Annotated in this window: 12 protein-coding genes and 1 pseudogene; 5 read left to right on the forward strand and 8 right to left on the reverse strand. The window is 37.2% G+C overall.

Going from position 1 to position 12,475, the window contains the following annotated elements; genetic code table 11:
- Window positions 1–6: 6 nt before the first annotated feature.
- The 3 genes from EDD61_RS07905 to EDD61_RS07915 form a co-directional block, all read right to left on the reverse strand.
- Window positions 7–900: an aspartate carbamoyltransferase catalytic subunit gene (locus tag EDD61_RS07905; protein WP_128125168.1), complete on the reverse strand. Its 894-nt coding sequence runs from the start codon at window positions 898–900 to the stop codon at window positions 7–9.
- A gap of 368 nt (window positions 901–1,268) precedes the next feature.
- Window positions 1,269–1,733, reverse strand: a complete 465-nt coding sequence (locus EDD61_RS07910; protein WP_008978603.1) for a hypothetical protein — start codon at window positions 1,731–1,733, stop codon at window positions 1,269–1,271.
- Window positions 1,730–2,689, reverse strand: a complete 960-nt coding sequence (locus EDD61_RS07915) for an exonuclease domain-containing protein (RefSeq protein ID WP_132224915.1) — start codon at window positions 2,687–2,689, stop codon at window positions 1,730–1,732. The genes EDD61_RS07910 and EDD61_RS07915 overlap by 4 nt, the downstream gene beginning before the upstream one ends.
- 149 nt (window positions 2,690–2,838) lie before the next feature.
- On the opposite strand from EDD61_RS07915, the gene add reads away from it, so the two are divergent.
- Window positions 2,839–3,849, forward strand: coding sequence for an adenosine deaminase (gene add / locus EDD61_RS07920; protein ID WP_128125170.1), 1,011 nt, complete (start codon window positions 2,839–2,841; stop codon window positions 3,847–3,849).
- A 276-nt stretch (window positions 3,850–4,125) separates the two neighbouring features.
- Here add and EDD61_RS07925 read toward each other — a convergent pair whose 3' ends face one another.
- Entirely contained in the window at window positions 4,126–4,659 is a 534-nt protein-coding gene (locus tag EDD61_RS07925; protein ID WP_119983635.1) for a GNAT family N-acetyltransferase, read from the reverse strand.
- Window positions 4,652–5,494, reverse strand: coding sequence for a metallophosphoesterase (locus tag EDD61_RS07930; protein ID WP_008687782.1), 843 nt, complete (start codon window positions 5,492–5,494; stop codon window positions 4,652–4,654). The genes EDD61_RS07925 and EDD61_RS07930 overlap by 8 nt, the downstream gene beginning before the upstream one ends.
- A gap of 129 nt (window positions 5,495–5,623) precedes the next feature.
- Between EDD61_RS07930 and EDD61_RS07935 the strand changes: the two genes are divergently transcribed.
- Entirely contained in the window at window positions 5,624–6,559 is a 936-nt protein-coding gene (locus EDD61_RS07935) for a PfkB family carbohydrate kinase (protein WP_128125171.1), read from the forward strand.
- On the opposite strand, the gene EDD61_RS07940 is transcribed toward EDD61_RS07935, so the two are convergent.
- Window positions 6,523–7,272, reverse strand: a complete 750-nt coding sequence (locus EDD61_RS07940) for an MSCRAMM family protein (protein WP_119983638.1) — start codon at window positions 7,270–7,272, stop codon at window positions 6,523–6,525. The two genes, EDD61_RS07935 and EDD61_RS07940, sit on opposite strands and share 37 nt — an antisense overlap.
- A 158-nt stretch (window positions 7,273–7,430) precedes the next feature.
- On the opposite strand from EDD61_RS07940, the gene EDD61_RS07945 reads away from it, so the two are divergent.
- Window positions 7,431–7,937, forward strand: a complete 507-nt coding sequence (locus EDD61_RS07945; protein WP_128125172.1) for a peptidoglycan-binding domain-containing protein — start codon at window positions 7,431–7,433, stop codon at window positions 7,935–7,937.
- Window positions 7,938–7,994: 57 nt separating this feature from the next.
- Here the strand turns inward: EDD61_RS07945 and EDD61_RS07950 are convergent, their stop codons facing one another.
- On the reverse strand, window positions 7,995–8,654 hold the full coding sequence (locus EDD61_RS07950) for a hypothetical protein (protein ID WP_008687778.1): 660 nt from the start codon (window positions 8,652–8,654) through the stop codon (window positions 7,995–7,997).
- A 114-nt stretch (window positions 8,655–8,768) separates the two neighbouring features.
- Between EDD61_RS07950 and EDD61_RS07955 the strand changes: the two genes are divergently transcribed.
- On the forward strand, window positions 8,769–9,791 hold the full coding sequence (locus EDD61_RS07955; RefSeq protein ID WP_008687777.1) for a N(5)-(carboxyethyl)ornithine synthase: 1,023 nt from the start codon (window positions 8,769–8,771) through the stop codon (window positions 9,789–9,791).
- Window positions 9,792–10,081: 290 nt separating this feature from the next.
- Window positions 10,082–10,590 (forward strand): annotated as a pseudogene (locus tag EDD61_RS07960) (ISL3 family transposase); the annotation flags it as partial.
- A gap of 573 nt (window positions 10,591–11,163) precedes the next feature.
- Here EDD61_RS07960 and EDD61_RS07965 read toward each other — a convergent pair.
- Window positions 11,164–12,475, reverse strand: a 1,312-nt coding sequence (locus EDD61_RS07965; protein WP_132224917.1) for a Cna B-type domain-containing protein, incomplete at its 5' end; no start/stop codon positions are given.

Below are 12,475 nucleotides of genomic sequence, written 5' to 3' on the forward strand. Positions count from 1 at the left end.
TTCCTCCTAGCGATCAAATGGCGCATAGCCTAACGCGCGTTTCACAACAGCCTTACGTACCAGCACACCATTGCTCATCTGCTGAAAGATGCGGCTGTTTTTAGCTTCTACCAAGTCACTGTCAATTTCCACACCGCGATTGACCGGTGCAGGATGCATGATAATCGCATTTGGCTTCATCATGGCCGCTCTTTCCTTTGTCAAACCATAGTTTTGCAAGTATTCTTCCTTGCTCATCTTCATGGTTTCTTGATGGCGTTCATGCTGAATGCGCAGCATCATAACAACATCTGCCCATTGCACAGCTTCATTTATATCTTTATAAGAAGCATCGGTTTCTACCCATTCCTTAGGACCGCTGAAACAAACTTCTCCGCCAAGCATGTCCATTGCTTCCTTGATGCTGTTGGCAACACGGGAATGCTTTACATCACCAATCACGGCAACCTTAATACCTTCAAAGGTATGAAATTCTTGATAGATCGTTAATAAATCCAATAAGCATTGGGTTGGATGATTCCCACAGCCATCACCTGCATTTAAGATTGGAATTTGAATATTTTCCAATTCTTTAAAGTATTCATCCTGACTATGGCGAATAACAAGCGCATCAAAGCCAATGCTTTCAAATGTCTTTACGGTATCGTATAAGGATTCTCCTTTTTCAACGCTGCTTCCCTGTGCGGTGAAGTTTTCCACGCTTGCTCCTAATTGATGCTGTGCTGATGCAAATGAGAAGTGCGTTCGTGTGCTTGGTTCAAAAAAAAGATTAGCAATCAACGTACGACGAGGAAATTGCCAATCTGATTGGGAACACGAAAACGCTTCAGCATCATGGAGAATATCAAAAATCTCTTCTTTTGTTAAATCGCAGATTCTTAACAAACTGTTTTTGTTCATAACCTAACCTCCATGGCTTTAAAAAAAGCCCTTTTGCATACAAAAGGGCCTTACATCACTATCTCCAGTTATCTTTCCTTCATAACCTCTCTGGATTATTTTAAAGGACCTTTTTCTATTGATAATTTTACCATATATCATCAAGATTACAAGAATTTTTTTATGAAATTCATACGCACATTAGCTCATCTTATTTCTACACTGCATTTTAAGCTTTCTGAATCACTTCCTTTTTTGATGCGTATCTTCTTAACGATACGGATATCGCATGCCCTACCATTTCTTTCTATTATTTTTGAATGTCTTTTTATAACACAGATAGATCCTTTCCTATATGGTCTATTAAGAAACGTTCTTCCATTCCTTTACTATCTTTTATTATATAGCATTTCTGTTTCATCATTTGCCAGTATCTTGTACTTTTTTTCTTGATTGGCAATAAATTGCTCACTATAGCGGAAAAATTCATGAAAACGTGATGTAAGCTCCACATCTCGCGTCAATAAGCGATGGGCATATTCTTGTCTTATTATATCATCATGAAATTGAAATAAAAAATCATACATGAAGAAATAAGCATGCAACTCTTTTTTAGCACAAAGGCCACTCGTACTTAACAATGCCGTATAAGATAATAAAGCATCTACACATTGTTCGACACTTTGGTTTAGTGCCTGTAAATGTTTTTTGGCCTGGTTACTGCGAATATATGGATTTCTATCCCAAAAAGGCGCATGCTGCAACTGCTCTAACTGCTTTTTTAAATCATTGACATAAAGCTTCAGCTTAGCTCCTTCTATATAAATCTTTCGCTGTATGGATGAATCCATCATGCTAACACCCGCTTTAAGATTGCTTCAACCATCGTAGCATTGCGATAATGCAGTGGATATTTTTTTACAACATCTTTTTGACGATGTAGAAAACGTAAAGATACGCTTGGCATTTCATCCTGCAAATCAATTTTCATCCATAATTGCAATTCGTCATATGGATAACACATTTCGCCCTGGATAAACTTTTTCCGTTTCCAATGCATATGAGTTCTTGTTTCTCTGTCCTCCCAAAGTTGAAACTGCTCTATTACTTCCGGCAATAAAGGTATCTTCACGAATTCTTTTGGATATTTTTGAAATTGCTGAATCATCATGGTCCGCAATCGTTCATTTTGTTTCCGTCGCACTTCCTGTTGTTTAGCCTCTTTACGATTTACTATATCCAAGATACGCTGAGCATTTTGTGCATTACCATCTAAATAACGTTGATAAATATACATCAGATCTTTCGCATCATTTAATGCATTATGATCAACAGCCCCCTGAATATCATAGATCAGCTTCATATCATCCAAAGATAAGCTTGGAGAAATAATCTTATTTTGAAATTTTACGGTTGCGGATATTTCTTTTTGTAAATCTTGAATACGATCAAACAGTGCACCATCAATATGATGAATAGCACAATTTTTCATTAATGTTCTGCGATCATCCGGCCCACAGCTGTATAACTGAATATCGGCTAACTCACCAAAGCGTTGCAACCATGATAAAAAATGCTCTGTGACCACTTCCAAGGGCTCAGCAGCTAAAATTTCTTTATCTTTTAAATGCGTCATCTTTTTTACAACAGGTGTCAAATGGCGAAAATATCTTGGCCGTACTAATGTGTAAAACGTATCTAACATCTGTTTTTGTCGACAAGCCACAGCACCAAAACTGATGACCGCCTGTTCAAAGCGTTTCTGATAGCGCACTGCATCAAATTCTGCATCAATATATACTTGAATCATCTTGTTACCTCACTGTTCTTATTATAGTAAGATTTGAAACAGAAAGCAATAAAGGGCTCCCTTTTTCAGCAATTTGCCTGCGTATATGTGAAATATGCTGGCAATTCATGGTAAAATAGAAATAGTTTTAAGAAAAAGGAGCACTGGTTATGTTTACACATAAGAAAATAGACTTACATTTACACTTTGATGGTTCTTTACCCTTAGCATATGCGTATACTTTGGCAAAGCAACACCCATCCTTACAAAAACTAGATGAAAAAGCCTTTCAAAAACGGATGCAGGTAGATGCTGATTGTCATTCCCTGTACGATTATTTAGCACGTTTTGATACACCGCTGGCTTTATTACAGACACCGGAAGCGTTATACTTTGGCATGTGTGCGTGCATCGAAAACTTAGCTAATCAAGGTCTTATCTATGCTGAAATCCGCTTTGCTCCACAACAGCATACGCGAGGTGGTTTATCACAACAGCGTGTAGTTGAAATCTTATTGCAGGCACGAAAAGATTGTGCCTTGCGCTTTTCGCAACTTAAAGTAAATTTCATTTTATGTATGATGGTACTTGGTGAAGAATCGCTAACACATCAGGCGAATGTAGAAACTGTGCATTTATGTCACCGCTATCTTAAGGATGGCGTCGTTGCCCTTGATTTAGCCGGTGCAGAAGGGTTAGCCCCGATGATAGATTTCAAACAATTATTTGCTTTGGCACGCTCTTATCAAATTCCCTTGACCATTCATGCTGGTGAAAGTTATGGTCCAGAAAACATTAAAACCGCCATTGCCTTTGGAGCATCAAGGATTGGGCATGGGACAAGTGCCTTGCAAGATGAAGAAGTCATGGCTTTATTAAGAGATCAACAAATACCGCTAGAAGTCTGTATTACCAGTAATGTACAATGTGAAGTCACAGCATCGTATGAGGCACATCCTATTCATCAATATCTCTCCTATGGCATTCCTATCACAATCAATACCGATAATATGACCATTTCACATACCGACCTAGATAAAGAATATGCTTATCTGATAAAGTACCAAAATTTTCAGGAAGAAGATTTAGCTGCCTGTCTGTCAACTTCGCTGCAAGCTGCCTTTTTAAGTGAACATGAAAAGAATGAATTGCGTAACCTTTTGCAAAAGGAGTCTTTGTGATGCTAAAAGAATATACCTTTTTGGCATGGTTTACTTGCCTTTTCATTCTTATCCTTTTAAAAGCTGTTATGCTACTAGAAACAAAGCATTCGTAACGCATAACGATTAGTATACTCTTGAAAAGATAAAAGGTGAAGTTAGCGGCTATGCGAAAACGCTAAAATAAGAAGATCGTACCTATTGTATTCTGAAAAGAACCCTTTTCGTTTGGTTATCCAAACGTTAGGGTTCACTTCCTTACTTAAGATACTATCTTCTTTTTTTCTTATCTTTTGTTCACCGTTTATGAATATATGGATTTTCGGCACAGTACACAAAATGGCACATATCCATATGGTAATACTGCTTAACGATAACGCCGGTTTTTATCATGCCGTTACGTTCTGCAACCTTGATAGATGCCGCATTATTATCGCGAATGATAGAAAAGACCCAAGGGGCATGAAGTTTGGTAAACGCATATTCCTTCACTGCTTTCGCTGCTTCAATCGCATACCCTTGATGCCAATATGCTCGCTGTAGCAGATAGCCGATTTCAAGTAGCTTTCGACCATCGATTTCTTGTATTGTTAAACCACACTGTCCTATGAAATTACCATCATGTTTCCTAATCAACGCCCATAAACCGAAACCATCTTCATCATAACGAGCTAACTGGCGCTGTAGCCACGCTTCCACTTCTTCATCACTAAATGCATGCGCATAAGCATACATGGCGACTTCATCCTGCAATGTTTTCTTCAAATTATCCATATCATCGTAACACAACTTACGAAATACTAAGCGATTTGTTTCTAAGATGTTATCCATGAGACAATACGACCGTAATCAAATGCGGATGATTATGAATGCGCAAAGGGAACTTACTATTTCCCAATCCACGGCTGACAACTAACACACTGTCTTTTCCATGATACAATCCATCACAATAAGTAGGTTTCCATCCTTGATGAGGAGAAAATAATCCCTGTCGATGACCGATTCCTATTTGACCGCCATGGGCATGACCACTAAAAATCAAATGATAGCCACAAGCTTCATACCAAGGAAAATATTCCGGACGATGACTTAATAAAATCGTAAAATCATCTTTAACCGCTTTGCGCAGTTCAACCAAAGTTCGTGCAAATTGCGAAGAACTATCCTCATAAAAATATGGGTCTTTCACACCTACGATAGCCATTGTATCGTCATCCTTTGATAAATAAGCTATGCGATTATCCAAAATCTTAACGCCTTGTTTTCGCAAATATGCAACCAGTGTTAAATAAATAGGACTATTCGCCTCATGATTTCCCGGTACATAATACACAGGAGCCATACGTACAATTTCCTGAATGAGGGCTTTCATAGGTCTAAGGTTTGTTTCCTTGCTTCTTGCTCCATCAATTAAATCACCGGTAATTACAATGATATCTGCATGTGCAAACTGTATTTCTTTTAACAGTTTTTTCTGGTAATGTCCAAAGCTGGTATTATGCAAATCAGAGATATGCAATATGCGACAGCCATGAAACGCATTCGGTACCTTTTTATTCTGATACACAAAGGTTTCACAATCTAAGGTATGATTTTCATGATAGCTCCACCAAATGCCCCCTGTACACATTGCCCCTGCTAAAAAGGCCTTTGTTTTATTTTTCATATGTTTCACCTCACATAGGATTTCTATGTAAAATTATACCACCTTTTTCTGTCTTTTCCTATTCTTTTCCTTAATAGCTATGCTATAATACTTACACGAATAAGCATAGAAAAGTAAAGGGAGATTTTCATGAAAGAAACGCATATCGGAATCATTGGTTCCTGTGTCTGTGATGTCATCCTGACATTACCTAAACTTCCCACAACAGCACAAGATGTACATCTGTATACCCAAACGATGCGATTAGGTGGTTGTGCATACAACGCTGCGCAAGTGTTACAAGTACTCCAACAACCCTATGTATTGTTTTCGCCTGTGGGCAAAGGAATTTATGGAGATTATGTACGTACTCATCTGCATGATAACCATATGCATTCCATAATCGAAGATGTTGAAGACGAAAACGGCTGTTGTTATTGCTTAGTTGAGGATAGTGGTGAACGTACCTTTTTATCCTTACATGGCTGTGAATATCGCTTTCAGAAAGCTTGGTTCACAAGACTGAATGCCTATACCTTTGACAGTGTATATATTTGCGGTTTAGAAATAGAGGAAGATAGTGGTCGTTATATTTTAGAATGGCTCCAACAACACCCTGAAGTGACTATCTATTTTGCCCCTGGGCCACGAATTTGTAAAATACCGTCAGAGCGCATGCAGGCATTGTTACGCATGCATGCCTTACTTCATATCAATGAAGAAGAAGCACTATCCTATACCCATTCAACAAGCATTCAACAAGCTGCCACAATGCTTTATGCCCAAAGTCATGCACCAATCATCATTACATTAGGAGCGAATGGTGTTTATTTCTATGATGGCATGCAAGCATTCACCATTCCTTCCCCAAGTGTACAAGTAAAAGATACGATTGGAGCCGGTGATACCCATATAGGAGCTTTGCTTGCCCTAAGACACATGAAAAAGGATTGGCCAACTGCCCTTTTCTATGCCAATCAGCTAGCTGCAAAAGTTGTTTCGCATGTAGGTGCTGACTTACGCAAAGAAGATGTAACAGACTTATTCCCTCACATAAAATCTTTACGTAATTGTTGGAAACCATGATAATGTAAATACCACCAGATACTGCCACATGCAATTAAACATAAACCAAAAAATAAATAAAGCGCGTCATGTGAGGAAGAAACATTACCGCTTTTTTTCTGCAAATGGAAATAAATATTCTGAATCTGCTTATGATTTTTCGAAGTCATCGTGAAACGCAGACCTTCCTCATTCTCCTTATATAAATGCTCATCTAAAACGGCTAAACGATAATTACCTAAAAAAAGATGTTCCGCCATAAACATCCCCTCTTGATTCGTTTCCCCCTGACAGCAACGCTGGTTCTGTTCATCTAACACTTGTAAAGACATTTTTGCAATGGCTTTTCCCTTTTCATCCTGTAACCATATCCGCACACTCCCTTCCATATGCGCATTACGTATTGTATCTACAACAAGTGTCTTATCCTGCTGCAACGAAATCGCTAGTGGTTTTTCCATCATCTCATAGCCATAAGGGCTGCTTTCTTGACTCAGCACATAATCTCCTGCCGGCAATTCTGTAATTTTCCATTCTCCTTTGGCATTGGTGATAACAGCATCTTTCATAACGGCACCATATTGATATAAAGTGAAACTTGCCCCTTGTACAGGGTGTCCCTTTTCATCTAACACTTTACCTTCAACACAATATCCTTCCTCTTTTGCGGTAACCGCTGTTACCATCAAGAAGACACTCACCAATACTGACCCAATCCACTTGAATAATCTCATATGCTCACCTCATGACAGTGTATGAATCAAAGCAATGAAAAAAAACCTTTTTCATCTAAAAACATCCTTTGTTTCCTCTCTTCATGTCGATGCTTCTAGGCAATCATTGAGATGAATATGCACATGTTACATATAGTATAAGGAAAGGAGATGAAAGAATGGCTACACAATATGTAATTAAACGAGGTGACCTCGGTATCGGTGTGAACAAACTGCAGGCATATCTGAATATGATGCAACAACGGAATCTAATTTCTACCGTGAATAAACAAGATGGTGTCTTTGGCCCATTAACAGAAACAGCCGTACGGGAATGGCAACGTTATGCCGGCTTACCAATTGATGGTATTATCAATTATAATACCTGGAATTCTCTTGTCGATAAGCTTCGTGAATTAGGTGTCGTCACCAATATTCCGGTTGCCAATCGTGGTTTTTATTTATCCAGCGGTCAACAAGGACTTTCCGTATTTAAAATGCAAGAATACCTCAATGAAATTGCAGCCACCAATAAATGTCTGCGTCCGATTCCGGTAGATGGCATCTATGGACCAAGAACCGTCGCTGCTGTACAGCAATATCAGTATTTATATGATTTAAATGTCGATGGTGTCATCGGTAGCATGACCTGGGATAGCATCATCAATGAGCGTAATAAGCTCTAACCTTTACAAACGTATAAAAAAAGAAGACATCCCCTTGCAAAGATATCTTCCATAAGTTTATGAATAACGCACAGGACGATCAAACTCAAGTACATCGTCCTCTACATAATGCTCAATTGCTGCAGTTTGATTCTTCTGAAACATATCCGGTAAGCGACGCTTTTGTAGGATATAGTTCAATAAACCAATCAAAGCAGCATTTATAAGTGACATTAAAAAATTCAATTTTAAAACAAGGATAAAGATTAAAAGGATAATAACAACTAAACCAGCAGTAATTAACAACAAACGTTTACTGATGAAGTTATATGTATCTTCCAAAAAATCCGTGTAACGCTCAATAAACTCAAGCATTTCTTCCGGTATCGTATAAGGAATCATATCCAAAAAACGCGGACGTTTTTTCTTAGGATTTTCATAGCATTCCTTAATTTTCAGCATGCGCATGGCACAAAAGCGTGCAGCATTTTTATTTTCCTGCTGTTCATACTTCAGTCCTTCCATATACATAAGCTTCATATATTCTTCACTTGTTAACTCATTTTCGGTATGCGTCAACAATTCTTTTAATCGTGCATCTAATCCGGCATCTACATGCTCATCCATAATTTTAAAATCCTGATAGATTTCATTCAACACCGTTTCAAATTGAAAATCTACAGATTCCGCCGTTACTTCCTTTGTTTCTACGGCTTCTAAGGTTTCTTTTTGTTCCATGATATTCCTACTTTCTATTCTGTTAGTAATTATAGCATACCCTTTTCTGTTTGCGAAAGGATTTCATGAATTCTTTTCCTTCTGTTTTCATCTATGTTATACTAAGGATGCAACATGAAAGAAGATGATCTCATGAATACCGTAGGATTAATGATTCCGACAAAAGAACATGAACATCGCCGCGTTTTACGTCCATGCGACATCGCATCTATGAAACACAAGGAACAACTGTATCTCTGCCATGGCTATGGAGAGATATGCGGATTTTCAGATGAGGATTATCGAGCTAGTGGCGCTCATATAGATGATCCTAAAGAAGTGATGAGAAAGCAAATCATCTGCGACCCAAAAATCGGAGATGCCAGCTATCTACAGGATCTGGCAGATGGCACGATTTTGTTTGGCTGGGTACATCCTGCCGAAACCAAAGAACGCGCAGAATTGCTGATGCGTAAAAAAATGAATGCCTTTGCCTGGGAAAACATGTATGAGGAAGGTCGTGCTGTTTTCTATAAAAACAGTGAATTGGCTGGCAAGGCTGCTGTTTTACATGCTTTTCAATTATACGGAACACTTCCTCAAGGGAAGAAAGTAGCAATCTTAGGAAATGGCAACACAGCAAAAGGAGCTATGCAAATATTGTATCAGCTAGGTGCTTATGTGGATGTTTATCCACGTAAGGCTGAACAAGCATTTCTTCATCATTTTCAGGAATATGATGTTATCATAAATTGTATTTTATGGGATGTTGAACGAAGTGATCACATTTTGTATCTCAGTGATCTAAAAAAGATGAAACCACATGCGATGATCATTGATGTTAGCTGCGATGCACATTGTGCCATTGAATCTTCTCAACCAACAACCTTTACCCATCCGGTGTATGAGATTGATGGGATATTGCATTATGCTGTTGATCATACACCTAGCTTGTTTCATCGAAGCTTCTTAGAGGATTGCGGACCGATCTGTGCACATTATCTGGATATCCTGATTGCAGATGGCAATGACCCTGTTTTACAAGAAGCAAACATTCTGAAAGATGGTGTCTTTACCAATAACGACATCTTTGTTTATCTGCAGATGCTCGAAAATAACAACATCTTGTTTAAAAACAAGATGGCTGAAAACGATTGATTGCCAGCTAGTTTTGACATCATCCTTTGCTTAATAGCGGTAACATATACCAAATTGAATAAGATGATTAAGAAACCAGTGATAACTGATGATATACCAGCTTAAGAAAAAAGCTGTAATACTAGTGGAAAATGAAAAGGGTATCCAAAATCTTTAGGGGTCTGAAATTTAGGGGCAACTTTAGGGGTCTAGACTTTAGGGGGTTATTTCAAATGAGAAATAGGTGAATCTGCCTGTTTCTTTATTTATAATATTTCATGGTTATGCTCTCTGTTAAAAGGAGGTAACTCATGGATTATTCTTATATTTTTAAATTGCTGAGCCTACCTGATGATGGCTCTATCAGTATTGATAATGTTGAAGTTGCTGGCGATACGAAATATGTCTATATTTCAAGACCGCCTATACCCACTTACTGCCCTAACTGCTCATGCAGGATGCTTCTAAAGGCATCTATAAGAGAAAAATCAAACACCCTATTTTACAGGATTCTACCTGCATTATCTTTATCGTTAGCCAGAGAAAGTGGAAATGCACTAACTGTAAGACTTATGTCAATGAATCTTATCCTTTCTTCAAGCCATATAAACAATCTACTGATATTACACCTATGCTCATCCTAGAAGCTATGAAGGATCTCAGCCGTTCCTCTGCATCTATTGCCAGGCAGTTTCATCTTTCAGATACGAAGATTCATGATATTTTCACTGCTTTCGTTGACTTGCCACGATTGAAACTTCCTGAATTTCTTTCTGTTGACGAAGTTCATATTGATATCTCTGAAAATAAGAAATATGCCAAAGCCTCAGGAAGAAATACACAGTTACAGAGGAAAAAAACGTGGCAACTATAAAGTAAAAAACAATTAATAAATTGATAAAAACAAATAGAGCATAACCTAAAAAGGGATCATATCATCAGCACTGTTTTTGCTGATTCCTTTTCTTTTTAACTTTAGGGGTCTTAAATTCTTTGTTTGTTTCCTTCATCCCACTGAAGTTGCCCCCTAAATTTCTGGCGAAAAACCCTAAAAAATTTGATTACCCAATGAAAACACACCTAAGGAAGAAAAGCTCAGGTGTGTTTTTTATGTCAATCTTTACTATTCATTTTCTTTCTAACGTTTATAATTAAACGAAGAAAAATCCAATTTCATCAACCTCCCTTATTTATTATTCCATAAGGTAACTTTCTAAAACTCCTGCTTCCTGTGCAAAAGCTGATGCTGCTGATTAATAAGCATATACACCTTTTTATTAATGAGGATACCATATGCTGTAAATGAATCATTAAATGCTTCATAGGCTAATTTTTTTCATATTGTCAGCCTCCCAGAAAATGCTTAATTGTTATTTCAAGTCTTTATGTAATCTTATTTCATTTTTAATTTTCTTTTCTTAACAAAAATTAAGGACATGGCAATTATGGATGTAGAAACAAATACCAAATATAGTGAAACATTTGTAAAATCTCCTGTTTGTGGTGCCTTATTATTAGATGGAGTATACTCATCTTTTGGTTTTGTTGGCTCATCTGGTTTTTCAGGAGTGATTGGAGATTCTGGCACATGAGTATTTGTAATTATGAAATCACCATTCTTATCAATCTCGGTTTTACTTGTATAACCATCAGAAATTGTTACTTCTTTAATAGAATAATTTATTTCTTTTCCTGATTCAAACTTTGGAAGATCTTTCCAAGAAGCACTCCAATTATTTTTTTCATTCAGTGTGAGCACTTCCCCGAAGGCCTTTCCATTAGCTAAAAGTTGTACCTTTACTTCATTTGGTCGTATTCCATCTTGGTTATTACTATCATTCCAAATCTTCGCTACAGTTTTATGAATAAGTTTGACAGTATGTGTATTTGTTAAAATAAAGTTTCCATCCTTATCACTTTCTATCTTACTTTCATATCCAGAAATTGTATCTAGTTCTTTTATAGTATATTCAATTTCTTTTCCTGATTCATACTTTGGAAGATCTTTCCAAGAAGAACTCCAATTATTTTTTTCAATCAGTGTGAGCACTTCCCCGAAGGCCTTTCCATTAGCTAAAAGTTGTACCTTTACTTCATTTGGTCGTATTCCATCTTGATTGTTACTATCATTCCAAATCTTCGCTACAGTTTTATTGATAAGTTCGACAGCATGTGTATTTGTTAAAATAAAGTTTCCATCCTTATCACTTTCTATCTTACTTTCATATCCAGAAATTGTATCTAGTTCTTTTATAGTATATTCAATTTCTTTTCCTGATTCAAACTTTGGAAAATCTTTCCAAGAAGCACTCCAATTACTTTTTTCATTCAGTGTGAGCACTTCCCCGAAGGCCTTTCCGTTAGCTAAAAGTTGTACCTTTACTTCATTTGGTCGTATTCCATCTTGGTTATTACTATCATTCCAAATCTTCGCTACAGTTTTATTGATAAGTTCGACAGCATGTGTATTTGTTAAAATAAAGTTTCCATCCTTATCACTTTCTATCTTACTTTCATATCCAGAAATTGTATTTAGTTCTTTTATAGTATATTCAATTTCTTTTCCTGATTCATACTTTGGAAGATCTTTCCAAGAAGAACTCCAATTATTTTTTTCATTCAGTGTGAGCACTTCCCCGAAGGCCTTTCCATTAGCTAAAAGTTGTACCTTTACTTCATTTGGTCGTATTCCATCTTGATTGTTA

The organism is Longicatena caecimuris, from assembly GCF_004341945.1.
Taxonomy (GTDB): Bacteria; Bacillota_I; Bacilli_A; order Erysipelotrichales; family Erysipelotrichaceae; genus Longicatena; species Longicatena caecimuris.

Bases quoted from the DNA above. Each gene is read 5' to 3' on its own strand.
- EDD61_RS07905 (WP_128125168.1), bottom strand. From the start codon at position 900: ATGAACAAAAACAGTTTGTTAAGAATCTGCGATTTAACAAAAGAAGAG.
- EDD61_RS07910 (WP_008978603.1), bottom strand. From the start codon at position 1,733: ATGATGGATTCATCCATACAGCGAAAGATTTATATAGAAGGAGCTAAG.
- EDD61_RS07915 (WP_132224915.1), bottom strand. From the start codon at position 2,689: ATGATTCAAGTATATATTGATGCAGAATTTGATGCAGTGCGCTATCAG.
- add (WP_128125170.1), top strand. From the start codon at position 2,839: ATGTTTACACATAAGAAAATAGACTTACATTTACACTTTGATGGTTCT.
- EDD61_RS07925 (WP_119983635.1), bottom strand. From the start codon at position 4,659: ATGGATAACATCTTAGAAACAAATCGCTTAGTATTTCGTAAGTTGTGT.
- EDD61_RS07930 (WP_008687782.1), bottom strand. From the start codon at position 5,494: ATGAAAAATAAAACAAAGGCCTTTTTAGCAGGGGCAATGTGTACAGGG.
- EDD61_RS07935 (WP_128125171.1), top strand. From the start codon at position 5,624: ATGAAAGAAACGCATATCGGAATCATTGGTTCCTGTGTCTGTGATGTC.
- EDD61_RS07940 (WP_119983638.1), bottom strand. From the start codon at position 7,272: ATGAGATTATTCAAGTGGATTGGGTCAGTATTGGTGAGTGTCTTCTTG.
- EDD61_RS07945 (WP_128125172.1), top strand. From the start codon at position 7,431: ATGGCTACACAATATGTAATTAAACGAGGTGACCTCGGTATCGGTGTG.
- EDD61_RS07950 (WP_008687778.1), bottom strand. From the start codon at position 8,654: ATGGAACAAAAAGAAACCTTAGAAGCCGTAGAAACAAAGGAAGTAACG.
- EDD61_RS07955 (WP_008687777.1), top strand. From the start codon at position 8,769: ATGAAAGAAGATGATCTCATGAATACCGTAGGATTAATGATTCCGACA.